This is a genomic window from Pseudomonas idahonensis (genome assembly GCF_037903935.1).
GTDB lineage: Bacteria > Pseudomonadota > Gammaproteobacteria > Pseudomonadales > Pseudomonadaceae > Aquipseudomonas > Aquipseudomonas danubii.
Window position 1 is genome coordinate 1,670,889 of record NZ_CP149586.1, and the last position, 15,394, is coordinate 1,686,282.

13 protein-coding genes are annotated in these 15,394 nt (G+C 63.1%); 11 read left to right on the forward strand and 2 right to left on the reverse strand.

What is annotated here, in order from left to right; all coding sequences use genetic code 11:
* Positions 1-615 precede the first annotated feature (615 nt).
* The 11 genes from dmpG to argS are packed head-to-tail and all read left to right on the forward strand — an operon-like array spanning position 616 to position 13,579.
* Positions 616-1,617 carry a 4-hydroxy-2-oxovalerate aldolase gene (gene dmpG, locus WIN67_RS07645; protein WP_110595115.1) on the forward strand — a complete coding sequence of 334 codons (1,002 nt, stop codon included), beginning with the start codon at positions 616-618 and terminating at the stop codon, positions 1,615-1,617.
* A 36-nt stretch (positions 1,618-1,653) separates the two neighbouring features.
* Positions 1,654-2,511, forward strand: coding sequence for an acetaldehyde dehydrogenase (acetylating) (locus tag WIN67_RS07650; RefSeq protein WP_102878784.1), 858 nt, complete (start codon positions 1,654-1,656; stop codon positions 2,509-2,511).
* Positions 2,512-2,552: 41 nt separating this feature from the next.
* A complete protein-coding gene (locus WIN67_RS07655) occupies positions 2,553-4,709 on the forward strand; it encodes a carbamoyltransferase C-terminal domain-containing protein (protein WP_339070865.1) in 2,157 nt (718 codons plus the stop codon).
* 34 nt (positions 4,710-4,743) lie between these two features.
* Positions 4,744-5,967: an aminotransferase class I/II-fold pyridoxal phosphate-dependent enzyme gene (locus tag WIN67_RS07660; RefSeq protein WP_267269544.1), complete on the forward strand. Its 1,224-nt coding sequence runs from the start codon at positions 4,744-4,746 to the stop codon at positions 5,965-5,967.
* A gap of 28 nt (positions 5,968-5,995) precedes the next feature.
* Entirely contained in the window at positions 5,996-6,859 is an 864-nt protein-coding gene (locus tag WIN67_RS07665; protein ID WP_300244537.1) for an HpcH/HpaI aldolase/citrate lyase family protein, read from the forward strand.
* Complete coding sequence (locus WIN67_RS07670; protein WP_339070866.1) at positions 6,856-7,383, forward strand: MaoC family dehydratase; 528 nt, start codon at positions 6,856-6,858, stop codon at positions 7,381-7,383. The genes WIN67_RS07665 and WIN67_RS07670 overlap by 4 nt, the downstream gene beginning before the upstream one ends.
* A complete protein-coding gene (locus tag WIN67_RS07675) occupies positions 7,380-8,369 on the forward strand; it encodes an ornithine cyclodeaminase family protein (RefSeq protein ID WP_102878789.1) in 990 nt (329 codons plus the stop codon). The genes WIN67_RS07670 and WIN67_RS07675 overlap by 4 nt, the downstream gene beginning before the upstream one ends.
* A 56-nt stretch (positions 8,370-8,425) precedes the next feature.
* A complete protein-coding gene (locus WIN67_RS07680) occupies positions 8,426-9,193 on the forward strand; it encodes an SDR family NAD(P)-dependent oxidoreductase (protein ID WP_102878790.1) in 768 nt (255 codons plus the stop codon).
* A 51-nt stretch (positions 9,194-9,244) separates the two neighbouring features.
* The gene (locus tag WIN67_RS07685; protein WP_339070867.1) at positions 9,245-10,558 is read left to right on the forward strand and encodes a hypothetical protein; all 1,314 of its coding nucleotides are present in this window, start codon (positions 9,245-9,247) and stop codon (positions 10,556-10,558) included.
* 51 nt (positions 10,559-10,609) lie between these two features.
* Complete coding sequence (locus tag WIN67_RS07690) at positions 10,610-11,812, forward strand: MFS transporter (protein WP_339070868.1); 1,203 nt, start codon at positions 10,610-10,612, stop codon at positions 11,810-11,812.
* 54 nt (positions 11,813-11,866) lie between these two features.
* Positions 11,867-13,579: an arginine--tRNA ligase gene (gene argS, locus WIN67_RS07695; RefSeq protein ID WP_102878793.1), complete on the forward strand. Its 1,713-nt coding sequence runs from the start codon at positions 11,867-11,869 to the stop codon at positions 13,577-13,579.
* Positions 13,580-13,628: 49 nt separating this feature from the next.
* On the opposite strand, the gene WIN67_RS07700 is transcribed toward argS, so the two are convergent.
* Together WIN67_RS07700 and WIN67_RS07705 are read right to left on the reverse strand one after the other, a co-directional pair.
* Positions 13,629-14,030 carry a DUF4440 domain-containing protein gene (locus WIN67_RS07700; RefSeq protein WP_339070869.1) on the reverse strand — a complete coding sequence of 134 codons (402 nt, stop codon included), beginning with the start codon at positions 14,028-14,030 and terminating at the stop codon, positions 13,629-13,631.
* Complete coding sequence (locus tag WIN67_RS07705; protein ID WP_339070870.1) at positions 14,011-15,378, reverse strand: MFS transporter; 1,368 nt, start codon at positions 15,376-15,378, stop codon at positions 14,011-14,013. The genes WIN67_RS07700 and WIN67_RS07705 overlap by 20 nt, the downstream gene beginning before the upstream one ends.
* Positions 15,379-15,394: the final 16 nt, after the last annotated feature.

Genomic DNA, 15,394 nt, shown 5'->3' on the forward strand with positions numbered 1-15,394 from the left:
CTCTCGTTTTGACCCCGCTGCGGCGGGGTTTTTTTTTGCCCGAATACGGCAATACGCTGTTTCTGGAGTGAAGGTTATAGCGATCGAAGGACGCTAGTTAGCCCCTTGGCAGGCGTCAAATTTAAAAAATAAATAGCCTCTGGATAGTTCCCATCGAGTTTATTTTCGCTGTTGAAATCCGCCATCAATCGCTCTCGCTACAGCCGTTGGCGAAAGTGCTCATGGGCCAGTCGATACGGGGCAATGGTGGATGAGGCGAGGGCGTCGATATGGTTTTTTTTCTGGAGTGATTTTCTTTCTTAAAAAATATTACGGTTTTTTAGAATGAAATTAGTGCGGTTGACAGTCTCGGAATGGCTATGGAAGTATCAAAAAAGATTTCAGATCAAGCATTGGGAAAGTTGTCTGAAAGATAGTGTTCTACACGGAGTTTTGTAGAGCTGGTCAGGCTGATTGTTGTCAGGGAAGTTAGAGCTTTAACCGGATTGTTAATACGCTGGTGGCCGGCGCTGGTTGGTTTGGTCATGCCCCGGCCCGATAAGCCCTTCAAGGAAGTGAAGGGTGGGGCAGAGTCATTAAGTACCCCTGTACCGGGGGTCGCAAGGGATTGCTGACATGACGAAAGTTGAACTTTACGACCCGACACTTCGGGATGGTAATCATGCGCTCGGGCACCGCCTTGGCCTGGAGGACATCAGTGCCTATTGCCGCGCCGTGGATGCCTGTGGGCTCTATTGCGTGGAGGTCGGTCATGGCAACGGCCTGGGAGCTTCGTCCCTGCAACTGGGGCTGGCTCCCCACAGTGATGAAGCGATGCTGAGCACCGCCCGGGAAGCCTTGCAGCAGACCCGCCTGGGGATTCATGCGATTCCCGGATTCGCCAGGATCGATCATCTGCACATGGCCATCGAGCAGGGCGTGGATGTGCTGCGCATCGCCTGCCATTGCACCGAGGCCGATATCACCGCGCGCTACATCGACTTCGTCAAGTCACGGGGCGCCGAGGCCCAGGGCGTGCTGATGATGACCCACATGGCCAGTGCCCGGACCCTGCTGGAGCAGGCCCGACTGCAGGTCAGCTACGGCGCCGACGCCATTGTGCTGATGGATTCCGCCGGGGCCTACATGGAGCAGGACGCTTTTGAAAAGGTCTCGCTGCTGGCCCAGGAGCTGCCGGTGCCCATAGGTTTTCACGGGCATAACAACCTGGGGCTGGCGGTGGCCAACAGCCTGAGCGCGGTCAGGGCCGGAGCCCGGTTGCTCGACGGCACCATCAACGGCCTCGGCGCCGGCGCCGGCAATACCCCCCTGGAAGTGTTGTGCGCGGCGCTGATGAAGCTCGGTCTGGTGGACGAGGCTCGGGCCTTTGCCATGATCGTCGCCTCGGAGCAGAGCACGGACCGGATCAAGAGCGCGCAGCCCCATATCAGTGCCATGAACATCGTCAGCGGTTTGTACGGGGTGTTCTCGGGGTTTGAAAAACCGGTGTTGAAGGCCGCACAACAACATGGTGTCGCGGCGCTGGATATATATCGCGTGCTGGGCAAAAGAAAAGTAGTGGCAGGTCAGGAAGACCTGATTATTGAAGTTGCGATGAATCTGGCCAAGGCGCTGTGAATTCAACTGACTTCCCATAAGCAAGGAGAGCGCTTTATGGTACTTAGAGTCGCGATATTAGGCAGCGGTAATATTGGCTGTGATCTTCTGTTGAAGGTCATGCGCAGTTCTTATTTGCGCTGTGATTATTTTATTGGGCGCAATCAACAGTCGGCGGGGCTGGACTATGCCGCAAAACTGGGAGTGCGTTGTGATCATCGCGGTATTGATAAGTTAGTTGAACATCTGGATGAAGTTGATGTGGTGTTCGATGCCAGCAGTGCCCAGGCCCATGTGCAACATGCCCAAGTGTTGGAGGGGCAGGGCAAGTTGCTGATCAACCTGACTCCGGCCGATACCGGCGTCTGGTGTGTGCCCACGATCAATTCGAGCACGTTGCGGGATGTGGAGAACCTCAACATGGTCACCTGCGGTGGCCAGGCCTCCCTGCCGATCGTGCACGCGCTGCGGCGCACCGGGCAGCACCTGAACTACGTGGAGGCGGTGTCGTCGATTTCCGCCCGCAGTGCCGGCGCCGCAACCCGGCTGAATGTGAACGAGTACCTGTGCACCACGGAGAAGGCCCTCAAGCATTTCTCCGGCGCCCCGAGCGTCAAGTCGATCCTCAACATCAATCCGGCCGATCCGCCGGTGGACATGCAGACCACGGTCTTCGCCCTGATAGACAAACCGGACATGGCCGAGCTGCGGCACAGTGTCCGCGTGATGCTCGATCAGGTGCGCCAGTACATGCCCGGCTACTCGCTGATCATGGAACCCAGCCTGATCGACGGCAAAGTGGTGACCATGGTCCGGGCCAGGGGGGCAGGGGACTACTTGCCGGCCTATGCGGGCAATCTGGACATCATCACCAGTGCGGCAGTCCGGGCCGCCGAAGATCGTTGCCGGAACTGAACCCAGGACGGGTTCGAGGTTTATCTCAGGAGAGTGTCGACATGACCAGGGTATATGGAACCTACGGGCCGAAGCTCAAGCGCCTGCCCGAGTGGGTCAAGCGCGTGACCGACTATGTCTACGAGAAGTTGGGCCGGCGGCAGCATTTCTACAGCGGTGAAAGCGCCTTCGCCCAGGAGCGCGGAGCGGAGTTCGCCCGGCGTCTGGCCCAGGGCGAGAGCCTGTACCTGCTGGGGGTCGGTCCCTTCGGGCACAACACCGGCGTGGCCCTGATCAAGGTCAGCGCCAAGGATGGCATCCACATCATTGCCAACAACGAGGAGGAGCGCTTCAGCGCAGAAAAACACTCCAACAAGTTTCCCCAGCACAGCCTGGCAGAGATCCGCCTGATCATGGCCAGCCGCAACATCAGCGCGCAGGACATCTTCTGCATTCTTGGCAGTTGGGACTACATCCGCGCCCTGGGCTTTGACCTGAAGATCATCTTCGAACATGCCCCCAGCAGCCTGACCCTGCTCAACCCGCGGCACGACCCGAACTTCAACCTCAGCCACCTGCTCAAGGGCCTGGGGGCGCCCAAGCGGATCTCCCAGAGCCTGGGCCTGGAAACCACCCAGCCGCTGATCGGCATGCATCACCACAACAACCATGCCTACCTGGCCTATGCCCTGTCGCCGTTCGCCCGGGAGCCTGAGCCGGTGATCCTCACCGTGCTCGACGGCACTGGCGACAACGGTGCCATCTCGCTGTACGAAGTCCGCGACGGCCAAGTCATCTGTCACCGGCAAAACCAGAGCACCATCGACTCCCTGGGCTACCTGTACGGCTACATCAGCTCGACCCAGGGCGGCTGGAGTTTCCTCAGCTCCGAAGGGCGCTACATGGGCGCCGCTGCCTGGGGCAATGCCAGCCGCCTGACCAACCCCTATTACAAGCGCCTGCGGCAGATCCTGTATTTCGCCGAGGAAGGCAACATCCACGTCAACCGGACCATGGTCAACTGGCACATCAAGAGCCACACCGAGCCCTATGGCCAGCCGCTGATCGACATCCTCGGCGCGCCCATCGCTCCGGGGGACATGTGGAACCCGGACAGCGTGCTCAGCGTCGACGACATCGAGCATTCGGACATCACCCAGGATCGGGTCGACAAGGCCCAGGCCCTGCAACTGGTGTTCGAGGACGCGCTGTTCCATATCGTCGATCACCTGATCCGCAAGACCTGTGCCCACAAGCTGGTGCTCACCGGCGGCACGGCGCTCAATTGCATTGCCAACATGCATCTGGTCCAGCACTTCAATCGCGACTACTTCCAGCGCTACCTGGGCCAGGACCAGTGCCTGAAGATCTGGGTGCCGCCGATCCCCAGCGACTGCGGTGTGGCCCTGGGCGCGGCGATACAGTTCGCCATGCGCAATGGCGCCGACGCGCGCAACGATTTCGCCAGCCCGTACCTGTGTGGCCTGGCACCGTCCACGGCGCAGATCCAGCGCGCAGTGATCGAGGAGCAGGGGGTCGAAGCCCGCAAGATCGGCTCCCTGAACCAGGCCGATTCCCTGACCGAGGTGGCGCGTTTCATGGCCAGCCTGGTGTGCAACAACGCCGTGATCGGGGTGTTCCAGGGCCCGGCGGAAACCGGTCCGCGGGCCTTGGGCAATCGCAGCATCCTGGCCAACCCGCGCAATCCCAACACCCTGGAACTGCTCAACTCGAAAGTGAAGTTCCGGGAGAAGATCCGGCCGCTGGCGCCCATGGTCACCCTGGAAGAAGCCCATCGGCTGTTCGAGCTCGATGAAGGGGCCAAGACCGACGACTACTCGGCCTACAACTACATGGTGCTCACCGCCCGGGCGCGCCCCGAGGCCCGCAGCCGGGTTCCGGCGGTGGTCCATGTGGACGGCACCAGTCGCCTGCAGATCGTGCGCCAGTCCCTCAACCCGCTGATCCACGCCTACCTCAAGCAGATGGGGAAACAGTGCGGGGTCGAGGCCTCGGTGAACACTTCGCTGAACGTCGGCAGCCCGATCGCCCAGACCCCGGCCCATGCCCTGCAGACCCTCAAGCGGGCCAAGGGCATGGACGCGCTGATCATGGTCGGCGCCAGTGGCGACATCTTCGCGGTGTGGAAAACCGACAGCGACTTCAAGCGGCGGCTGGCGGTGTTCGAAGCCCAGGCCCTCGACGTCATGCCTACCTGACAGGCACCTACTCACTCGAATTCCGGAGAGCATCATGACCGACAACACTCAGCCTCAGGTCACCAACAAATACCGCAACAACCTCAAGGCCTTCGATTACGGCAACCAGTTCTGGGACGAATCCGAACGCAACGGCCTGGCGGGCATCGTCGCCAACCTGGTGGGGGACGGCAGCCTGGAAACCGCCGATGGCCATCGTTTCATCAACGTCAGTTGCTGTTCCTACCTGGACCTGGATTCCCATCCGAGCATTGTCCAGGGCGCCATCGACGCCTTGCATCGCTACGGCGTGCTGGATCACTGCATTTCCCGGATCCGCATCCAGATTCCGGCGCTGCTGGAGCTGGAGGCGTCGCTCTCGCAACTGTTCGAGGCCAAGGTCATCACCGCCATTTCCGCTGGCGCGGCCACGGCAGGCATCCTCCCGCTGCTGGCGTCCGGGCACCTGACCCAGGGCGTGCGCCCGGTGATGGCCTTCGACAAGTTCGCGCACTTTTCCATGAGCCTGTACAAGCCGGTGTGCGGCGATGAGACCGAGGTGTTCACCATCGGCCACAACGACATGAACGCCCTGGAAGACCTGTGCCGCAAGTACCGCAAGGTCGCCTATGTCGCCGACGGCACCTACAGCATGGGCGGCCACGCGGCCCTCGGGGACTTGCTGACCCTGCAGGAAAAGTACGGCCTGTTCCTCTACCTGGACGATTCACACTCGCTGTCCATCGTCGGTCGCCACGGCGAGGGCTATGTGCGCTCGCACATCGATCAGGTCAATGAAAACACCATCATCGTCGCCACCCTGAACAAGGCGTTCGGCACCAGTGGCGCAGCCATCATGTTCGGCCCCAAGGGCAAGCAGGTGGAGGACATCCTGACCCGTTTCGGCGGGCCGATGGCCTGGTCGCAGCCGATGAACACCGCGGCCATCGGCGCCTCCCTGGCGTCTGCCGAGCTGCATCGCGGCCCGGAACTGGCGCTGCGGCAGAACGCCCTGTCGCGCAACATCCAGCTGTTCGACGAGTTCATCCGCACCGAGCAGGCCGGCAATGCCTTTCCGATCCGCCTGGTGCAGTTGCCCAACGACAAGGTGATCCGCAGCGGTCGGCTGCTGTTCGAAAACGGCTTCTATGTGTCGCCGGTGTTCTTCCCCATCGTGGCCAAGGACAACGCCGGGCTGCGGGTCATGTTGCGCTCCACCATCAGCGAGGAGCAGGTGCTGTCCATGTGCGAACTGCTGCGTGGCTGCATCGAGTCCTGAACCCATCCATTGCTGCGAGTGTCCGGTTATGCAAACCCGTGGTTATTCAGTTGCCCCCATTCCCCGGTTGCCCCGTTCGATCCTCTACACCCCGGCCTTCAACCTGGAGCGGCTGCAAGGCGCTCGGGAGGCGGGGGCCGATGTCTGCCTGATCGACCTGGAAGACTCGGTGCCCCCAGCCAGGAAAGCCCTGGCCCGGGAGCATTGCCTGCAATTGCTCAAGGCTCCGGCGTCGGCGTCCCGGGTGGCGGTGCGGATCAACGAACTGCGCTCGCCCCAAGGCCTGCTGGACCTTGAGGCCTTCATCCGCCATGGCGTGGCGCCGGACATCGTGATGCTGACCATGGTCCGCGATGCCTGCGAACTGGAGATCGTGCGTGCCCAGCTCAGCGAGCTGCAGCACCCGGTGGAGCTGTACGTCACCGTGGAGACCCTGGAGGCCATCGACGCCATCGACCCGATTGCCAGCCAGTGCTCGGGGCTGGTGTTCGGCTCGGCGGACTTTGCGGCCGAGCTGGGGGTGGAAATCGGTTGGGAAAACATGCTCTACGCCCGCCAGCGCATCGCCAACGCAGCGGCGCGCTACGACATCGCGGCCATCGACACCGCCTGCTATCACCTGGACGACCCGCAGCTGTTGCTGCAGGAAAGCCGGGCGGTCAAGGCCCTGGGATTCCATGGCAAGGCCATCGTCCATCCACGCCAGCTGGCCACGGTCATGGAGGTGTTCAGCCCCAGCCCTGGCGAGCTGGAACGGGCCCGGGAGATCCTGCGTCGGGCGGAGCACAGCCAGGGCGAAATCTTCACCCTGGATGGCGACATGATCGGTCCTCCATTCATCAAGAAGGCCCGCAAGCTGCTGAACAATTTTACCCAGGAGCCACATCCATGATCTCGACCCTGCAACGGCTGGACAACGGTGAGTACCTGGAGTCGCCGGGGATGTTCTTCGAGGACTTCAAGCCCGGCGACGTGATTCGTCACTGGCCCGGGCGCACCGTGCTGGAAACCGACAACACCTGGCTGACCCTGTTGTCGATGAACCATCACCCGCTGCACTTCGACCAGGAGTACGCCAAGGACACGGAGTTCGGCAAGGTGCTGGTCAACAGCGTGGTGACCTTCGCCATCATCAATGGCATGTCGGTGCAGACCATGAGCTTTCGCACCCTGGCCAACCTGGGCTGGGATCAGGTGCGGCTGTCGGCCCCGGTGTTCATCGGCGACACCCTCTACGCCAAGTCGAAGGTCCTGGCCATCCGCCCCAGCCGTTCACGGCCTGGGCAGGGGATCGCCACCATCGAGACCGAAGGCTTCAAGGCCGATGGCAGTGTGGTGCTCAGTTACCAGCGTTCATTCCTGGTGCCCCGGCGCGAGCCCCTGGCCTTGCCCGTGGTCGAACAGGAGGTGCCATGAATTTTCTCAGCCTCGATCGCCAGGCCATGGCTCGGGCACTGTCCATGGGCGAGGCCATCGAGGCCCTGCGCCAGGCCCTGGCACCGGCCATGGCGGACGGCGTGCAAGTGCCGCCGCGAACCATCATGACCCTGGGCGACAGTGCCGAGAGCAACCAAGTGCTGGTGATGCCGGCGGCCCTGCCCTTGGCCCAGGCGGTGGCGGTCAAGGTTTCGACCATCACCCCGGACAACCCCCGCCACGGTCGGCCACTGATCCATGCCCTGGTGATCCTGCTCAGCAGCCAGACCGGGGAAATCCTGGCGCTGATGGAAGGCGCCCATCTGACGGCCCTGCGCACCGGGGCCATGGCCGGGCTGGCCACCGACCTGCTGGCGCGGCCCGCATCCCGGGTGCTGGCGGTGATCGGTGCCGGGGTCCAGGCCCGCAGCCAGATCGAGGCGGTCTGTGCGGTGCGCCCCATCGAACAGCTGTTGCTGCATTCCAGGAGCCTGGACAAGGCCCGGGCCCTGGCGGCCTGGGTCAGTGATCGTGGGTTGTGCCCCCAGGTCATGGTGACCGACAGCGTGGCCCGGGCGGTGCGCATGGCGGACGTGATCTGCACGGCCACTTCCACCGCCAGTGCCGAGCCGCTGGTGCGGGCGGCGGATGTGCGCCCCGGGACCCACATCAATGCCATCGGCGGGGTCGATGAAATGGCCTGCGAGATCGATCCGCTGCTGCTGGGACAGGCGGCGGTGTACGTCGAGGAGCGCGATGCCGCTCTGCGTGAGGCCGGCGAGCTGATTCAAAGCCTGCGCCTGGGGGTTCTGATGCCCGGGGATGTGCAGGAAATCGCCAGCCTGCTGGGCGGCTCCGTCGTCCCGCGAGGCACCGCCAGCAGCCTGTTCAAGTCAGTGGGCACGGCGATTCAGGATGTGGCGGTGGCGGCAGCCCTGCTGCGCTCGGCACGGACCAAGGGGCTGGGCACACGCGTCAGCCTCTGAAACCACAGCCTCTGAAACCACAGTGCCTGGGGCCCAGGCATGACAAGGATGAATACATGGCAGAACAACGATTGTCCGGCAAGAACGCGCTGATCACCGGCGCCAGTCATGGCATTGGCCAGGCCATCGCCCTGGCCATGGCGCGAGAAGGGGCCAATGTGGCGTTTACCTATCAGCGCGATGAGGCCGCCGCGGCCCAGGTGCTGGGTCAACTGCAAGAGTTGGGGGTGAAATGCCAGGCCTTCCAGGTGGATGCGGGGGAGGCCAGTGCCGCGCCGCAACTGGCCGGTCGAGTCCTCGCCGGGTTCGATGAGCTGCATGTGCTGGTCAACAATGTCGGCATCACCACACGCACGGGGTTTCTCGAAACCAGCGTCGAGGACTACCACAAGGTGATGAATGCCAACCTGCGGTTTCCGTTCTTTCTGACCCAGGCGGTGATCGCCCACATGCTCGAACGGCGGATCGCCGGCAGTGTGATCAACGTGTCTTCCATCAGTGCCTTCAAGGCCATCAGCCAGATGGCCCACTACCAGTCATCCAAGGCCGGGCTGTCGATGCTGTCCAAGAGCTTGGCCTACGAGTTCGCTGCCCAGGGCATCCGGGTCAATACCCTGTCACCCGGACTGACCGCCACCCAGGGCAACCGCAACCAGTGGCACAACGATCCGCAGTTGTGGCGCGAACGGGGCAAGGACATTCCCCTGGGCCGCGCCGGCACGCCCCAGGATCACGCCGGCGCGGCGGTGTTTCTGGCCAGTGACGAAGCCGCCTGGGTGACCGGTGCCGACATCGTGATCGATGGCGGCGAAGCGACCCTCTGATCCATTCCCACCGAGGGCTTGCCCCCTCATTTGCATCAGGAAGCGCGACCCATGAATTTTGAAGAGCTCAATCGCCCGTTGTTCGATGTGTTTGGCCAGCGCAATCCGCAGTTGATCAAGCCCCAGGGATACAAGGCGATCCCCTTTCCCCTGGCCCTGTTTCCCGCCGCTGCCTTTCAGGCGGTGGCCGCCGACCTGCGTCTGATCCTGGCGGCGCAGTCGCGGATGCTTGCCCATTTGCTGACCCTGCACAGCCGCGAGCACATCCTCGAATTGTTCAATGTGCCGGTTCAGGTCCGCGACCTGGTGGATTGGTCGCTGCTGGAAAAGGGCGGGCGGCTGATTGGCCGTGCGGACGTTCTGCTGAGCGAGGATGGCCAGTACCAGCTGTGCGAACTGAACATCGGGCCGGCCATCGAAGGCCCGCAGTTGCACGAATTCTGCTCGCGTTTTCTGGAGTCGCGAGGGGTGCAGCTCAGTGGCTTCGAACACGGGCAATCGCCCTATGTCGATCTGGCGCGGCTGATCCAGCGCCTGTGCAAGGAGCAGCGGCGCAGTCGTGTGGTGCTCCTGGATCTTGAAGCCTATGACCACTGGGCAGGCGCTTCGGCCTACCAGCCGTTGTTGCGCCATGTGCGTCAGGCCTGTGCGGATCTGGAAGTGGTACTGATCAAGGAACACCAGTACCAGGCGCAGTGGCTGAGCGCCGAAGAGGGCGCGCGAACCCTGGTCTATCGCCTGTTCCTGGAGGAGGAAATCGTCGATGGCGGCGATCTGGTGCGGCGTATCTGCGGTTCGGGCGCCTTGCTGCTCAACACCTTTGAAAACTACGTGAGCAGCTGCAAGTCATGGTTCTCGCTGTTTCATGAGCCGGCGCTGCGGGCGGTGCTGGACGCTGAACAGCGCGCCGCCATCGATCGCCGGATACCCATGACGGTGCGGGTCAGTGCGCAAAACCTTGAGGGTTTGCTGCAGCGGCGCCAAGAGCTGGTGTTCAAGCCCTGCAACTCCACCGGTGGCAAGGGGGTGATCCTCGGTGAGGAAGCCACTGACGAACTGATCCGCGCCTGCATCGGTCCAAGTCACAGTGAATGGATTGCCCAGGCCACCATCCGCCAGCGCTCCTATGCTTTGCCCCAGGCCTTCTGGAACCAGCCGGTGGAGCAGTTCGTGGTGTTTGGCCTGTACTACATCAATCAGCAGATGTCGGGCCTGTATTTGCGCTGCAACGGTCGCTCCAGGGCGGTCAATGTGCTGTCCGGTGGCATGCCGGGCTGGGCGCTGCCGATCACCGACCAGGAGCACCAGCGGCTGCTGGCGCAACTCAAGACCCAGGAGCCTGAACCGTGCCCTCTAGCGCAATGAACCAGGGCCGGGGAGGACAGGCTCCCCCTGGCGGGAGAAGTGGGCCGGCCCATGATTGAAAGAACCTTCAGCTGGGCGCGCTACGCCACCCTGCCCAGGGAGATCCATGTGGTGCTGTTCGGCACCCTGCTGACCCGTAGCGCGTTCTTCATGATCTGGCCGTTCCTGGCGATCTTCCTGTACCAGGACTATCACCTGGGGGCGACCTTGATCGGCACCCTGTTGGCGGTGGCCATGGTGGGCGGCGCACTGAGCAGTATCTACACCGGCTGGCTCTCGGACCGTTTCGGACGACGGCGCCTGATCCTGGCGGGCGCCTTGTTGAGCGCGCTGTCGTTCTTGCTGTTCATCGAGGCCGGCTCGGTGTTCTGGTTCGGCGTGGCAGTGGCCGGCGTGAGCATCGGCTGCTCGCTGCTGGAGTCGACCTGCAAAGTGCTGATCGGCGATTACGTGGAGGATCTGCAGTCCCGGGAGCTGGCACTGTATGCCAACTATTTTCTGGTGAACGTCGGTGGCTCCATCGGGCCGTTGATCGGCATGTTGCTGCTGTCCAGCGTGCGCTCCCTGGTGTTCGCCGTCTGCGCCCTGGTGTACACGGTGTTCGGCCTGCTGCTGTGGCGTCTGCTGCGGGACAAGGAGGCCCGGGTGCAGCGGCATGCCAGCGCCCCGACCCCCAACTTCCTGGTGGCCTTCGGTGCGGTACTCAAGCATCGGCGATTTACCCTGCTGATGCTGTGCAACACCGTGGCGGCCTTCGTCTATGCCTCGTTCGACTCGACCCTGCCGCAGTACCTGGCGCGTAGCGAAGTGCAGGACCCGGTGACCCTGCTGGTGATCCTGATCACCCTCAACTCGCTGATAGTGGTCTTTACTCAGTTTCCTCTGTTGCGCTTACTGGAGGCCTATTCCACTCGCTGTCGGCTGTTCTGGGGCATGGCCCTGATGTTAGCGTCGCAGCTGGTGTTCGCCGGCTCGCCGGTGACGCTGTTCTGGGGGCTGGCGCTGGCCACGCTGCTGTTGAGCGTGGGCGAGTTGATTGTGTTCCCGATCTTCAGCATCGAGGTCGACCGGCTGGCTCAGGAGAGTCTGCGCGGCACCTATTTCGGGGTCTCCAGCCTTTATCGGGTGGGCATTGCGCTGTCGCCGATCTACGGTGGCGGCATGCTCGACCTGGTGGGGGGGCAATGGATGTTCATAGGACTGGCCGCACTGTGCGGGCTGGTCATGGTGGTACAAAACTACGCCGTCAGGTAAAGGGCAGGGTTGCCGCCTGAGGTTCGAAATCTTCAAGGATGAGGTGTATCCGACATGTCTGTAATGCGCATTCTGGACCAACGTTTCGCGGCCGCCCTCAACGGCCTGGGCGCCACTGACAGTCCGCCGGTGATTCAACTGGCCAGCCGTCCCGAGTTTGGCGATTTCCAGATGAGTGGAGTCATGGCCGCGGCCAAGAAGCTGGGCCTGGCGCCGCGCGAGCTGGCCTTGCAACTGGTGGAGCGGGTGGACCTGCGGGGCATCGCCGAGCACCTGCAGATCGCCGGGCCGGGCTTTATCAACATTTCCCTCAGCAAAGACTTCCTGCGCGAACGCCTGGAGCATGCGCTGCTGACCCGCAACCTGGGAGTCGAACCGCAGCCGGCCAAGCGGGTGATGGTGGAGTACGCCTCGGTCAACCTGGCCAAGGAAATGCACGTCGGGCACCTGCGCGGCAGCATCATTGGCGACGCTCTGGCGCGGATCAATCTGTTCATGGGCCAGGACGTGATCCTGCAGAGTCACGTCGGCGACTGGGGCACTCAGTTCGGCATGCTCCTGGCCTATATGAAAGAGGCCACCGATACCTGCCGGCAGGACTACGAACTGCGGGACCTGAACCGCTTCTACCAACAGGCCAAGCTGCGCTTCGATGAATCGGAGGATTTTGCCCGCCGTGCCCGGGATTATGTGGTCCGGCTGCAACAGGGAGACGCCGAGGTGCTGCGCATGTGGCACACCTTCGTCGAGGTGTCGTTGTCCCACTCCCTGGATATCTTCCAGCGCCTGGGCCTGTTGCTCAAACAGTCGGACATCCGTGGCGAGAGTTTCTACAACGATGACCTGCAGCCCCTGGTCCAGGCCCTGCAGGACAAGGGCCTGCTGACCGAAAGCCAGGGCGCCAGGGTGGTGATGCTGGCGGAGTACGCCAACAAGGAGGGCCAGGAGGCGGCCTTTATCGTACAGAAGCAGGGCGGTGGCTTTCTCTATGCCACCACGGACCTGGCGGCGATCCGTTTTCGCATTCGCCAGCTCAAGCTCGACCGCTGCCTGTATGTGGTGGATGTGCGTCAGTCCCTGCATTTCCAGCAGTTGTTCCTGGTGGCGCGCAAGGCCGGCTTCCTGCCGCCCCAGGCGGATTTCGAGCATGTCAGCCATGGCACGATCAAGGGCGCCGATGGCAAGCCGTTGAAGACCAAGTCCGGCGAGTCGGTCAAGCTCGATGCGTTGCTGACCGAGGCGGTGGAGCGGGCCGAGGTGCTGATCGCCGCGAAGAACAACGGGCTGGACCCCGAGGCCCGTCGACACGTGGCCCGGGTGGTGGGCATCGGCGCGCTGAAGTACGCCGACCTGTCCCGTCATCGCAACACCGATTATGTGTTCGACTGGGACGCGATGCTGTCCTTCGAGGGTAATACCGCGCCTTACCTGCAATACGCCTACACCCGGGCCAACCGCGTGCTGACCCGGGCCGGGAGCGTCAAGGAGCAAGGCCTGCAGATCATCGAGCCCCATGAACACAGCCTGGCCATCGAGCTGCTGCGTTTCGAGGATGTGATGTTGCAAGTGCTGCGCGAAAGCCTGCCCCACGTGCTGTGTGCCTATCTGTACGGGCTGGCCACGGCGTTTTCGCGTTTCTACGAGTCCTGCCCGGTGATTGCTGACGAGCGTGTCGATGGTTCGCGGCTGAAACTCTGTGAACTGACCGCCCGCACCCTGAAGGAGGGCCTGGGGCTGCTGGGGATCGAGGTGGTCGACACCATGTGATGCCGTGCTTGGCCGAGGCGGGGCGCGTGCCGCGCCTCGGGCAAAGGGCTCAGGGGCAGGCGGTTTCGTGCAGGTACAGCCACTGCACCGCATCGTCCTGGACCCGGATGATCGCCAGTGACAGGCGCGAGGTCTGGCTCTGGTTCAGGCAATGGGTTTCCTTGTAGCGGATCGCCGCGCTGTGGCCTTCCTGCCACAGGCAGTGCAGATCGCTGATGATGATCTCCAGCCCCGCGCGGGTGCCCAGGGCACCGCGAAACAGCTGCTCCACCTGTGCCCGGCCAACCAGGGCGCCACTGGTGGTCACCATCTGGAAATCCTCGGCGAACAGCGGCAGCAGTTGCTCGATGCAGGCCGCGCCATCCCCCCGTTGATCGGTGAAGACACGGTGAATCAGTTGATGAATCCAGTGCACGCTGTGCTGTGCCTGTTTAACGATCGAGTTGGGCATGGGAGGCCTTTTGTGGAGTGAGTCTGCCGAGGGCCGGCAAGGGAAGCAGGCCGGCCAGGGCGGCCAGCAGCAGGCTCAGGTGATAGGCCGCGAGAGCGTCCAGGTACCTGAGCAGGAGGTTGTAGAGCATCAGCAGCAAGGCTGCGCCAAGGCTGAAGGCCAGCTGCCGGTTGATGTTCCAGATCACGCTGGCCTTGTGCGTGTCGCTGCCACTGAAGTCCAGCAGGGCGGTGGTCTGGGCGGTGTTGGCACCGGCGCCGCCACCAAGGCCCATCAGCAGGTAGGCCAGCATGATCAGCGGCAGGTCGGATGTCGCGTTGACCCAACACAGCGTGGCAATGCCGGCGCTGTGCAGCACCAGGGCGATGGCGAACAGTCGCGGGGCGCCGATGCGGTGGTAGTAACGCCCGCAGGCCAGCATCGCCAGCAGGGCACCGGCGGCATACAGCAGCATGAACATGCCGCTGTGTTGCGCGCTCAGGTGCAGGCTGTCCTGCAGGAAGAACAGGCTCAGCAGGTTGACGCCGGTGAAGACCCCGGGAATCGCGTGGTAGATGCCCACCGACAGGCCGAGGCGGGGATTTTTCAGCAGGTGCAGATCGACGATGGGCTGGGGGCAAGCCTGGCAGTGCCTGCGGTACAGCGCGGCCAACAGCAGGCCGGCCGCGAGGCAGAGCAGGGCCTGATAGGCCGGGTAGCCGCTGCCGTACAGCGACATGCCCAGCAGCAGGCTGCCCAGGCTGGCGCTCACCAGCAGCAGGCCGCGCAGGTCCGGTCGGGCCGGATGCGGCGTGCGTTCGCTGCGGACCCAGCGCCAGGACAGCAGCGCCGCCAGCAAGGACAACGGCAGGCTGGCGAAGAACACCCAGCGCCAGGAACTGTGGTCGACAATTGCACCGCCCAGGGTCGGCGAGAGTGCCGGCGCCAGCAATGCCACGGCCATTATCAGGGTCGAGATGCGCGCCCGTTGCGGGCCCTGGAACAGGTTGAAGGTCAGGGCTTGCCCCAGGGGAATCAGCAGGCCGCCGGCCATGCCCTGCACCAGTCGCCAGAACACCAGCCACCTGAAGTCGTCGGCCAGCCCGCAGAGCAGGGCCGCGCCACTGAACAGCAGCATCGAGGCGCAGAGGATCTCCCGGCTGCCGAAGCGTCCTGCCAGCCAGGTGCTGATGGGAATCACCAGGGTCAGGCCGAGAATGTAGGCGTTGGCCACCCAGGCCACGCTGGCGCTGGAGACCTGCCAGTGCGCGGCGATGCTCGGCAGGGCCACCGCCGACATGAAGATGTTCACGCAGTCGATAAAGAACCCGAGAAGAAATACCACCGCCACTTTGTATCTGTAGGTCATGCCGCCTCCGTTTTGC

Bases quoted from the DNA above. Each gene is read 5' to 3' on its own strand.
- WIN67_RS07655 (WP_339070865.1), top strand. From the start codon at position 2,553: ATGACCAGGGTATATGGAACCTACGGGCCGAAGCTCAAGCGCCTGCCC.
- WIN67_RS07670 (WP_339070866.1), top strand. From the start codon at position 6,856: ATGATCTCGACCCTGCAACGGCTGGACAACGGTGAGTACCTGGAGTCG.
- WIN67_RS07665 (WP_300244537.1), top strand. From the start codon at position 5,996: ATGCAAACCCGTGGTTATTCAGTTGCCCCCATTCCCCGGTTGCCCCGT.
- WIN67_RS07680 (WP_102878790.1), top strand. From the start codon at position 8,426: ATGGCAGAACAACGATTGTCCGGCAAGAACGCGCTGATCACCGGCGCC.
- WIN67_RS07690 (WP_339070868.1), top strand. From the start codon at position 10,610: ATGATTGAAAGAACCTTCAGCTGGGCGCGCTACGCCACCCTGCCCAGG.
- WIN67_RS07700 (WP_339070869.1), bottom strand. From the start codon at position 14,030: ATGCCCAACTCGATCGTTAAACAGGCACAGCACAGCGTGCACTGGATT.
- WIN67_RS07675 (WP_102878789.1), top strand. From the start codon at position 7,380: ATGAATTTTCTCAGCCTCGATCGCCAGGCCATGGCTCGGGCACTGTCC.
- WIN67_RS07685 (WP_339070867.1), top strand. From the start codon at position 9,245: ATGAATTTTGAAGAGCTCAATCGCCCGTTGTTCGATGTGTTTGGCCAG.
- WIN67_RS07650 (WP_102878784.1), top strand. From the start codon at position 1,654: ATGGTACTTAGAGTCGCGATATTAGGCAGCGGTAATATTGGCTGTGAT.
- dmpG (WP_110595115.1), top strand. From the start codon at position 616: ATGACGAAAGTTGAACTTTACGACCCGACACTTCGGGATGGTAATCAT.
- WIN67_RS07660 (WP_267269544.1), top strand. From the start codon at position 4,744: ATGACCGACAACACTCAGCCTCAGGTCACCAACAAATACCGCAACAAC.
- argS (WP_102878793.1), top strand. From the start codon at position 11,867: ATGTCTGTAATGCGCATTCTGGACCAACGTTTCGCGGCCGCCCTCAAC.
- WIN67_RS07705 (WP_339070870.1), bottom strand. From the start codon at position 15,378: ATGACCTACAGATACAAAGTGGCGGTGGTATTTCTTCTCGGGTTCTTT.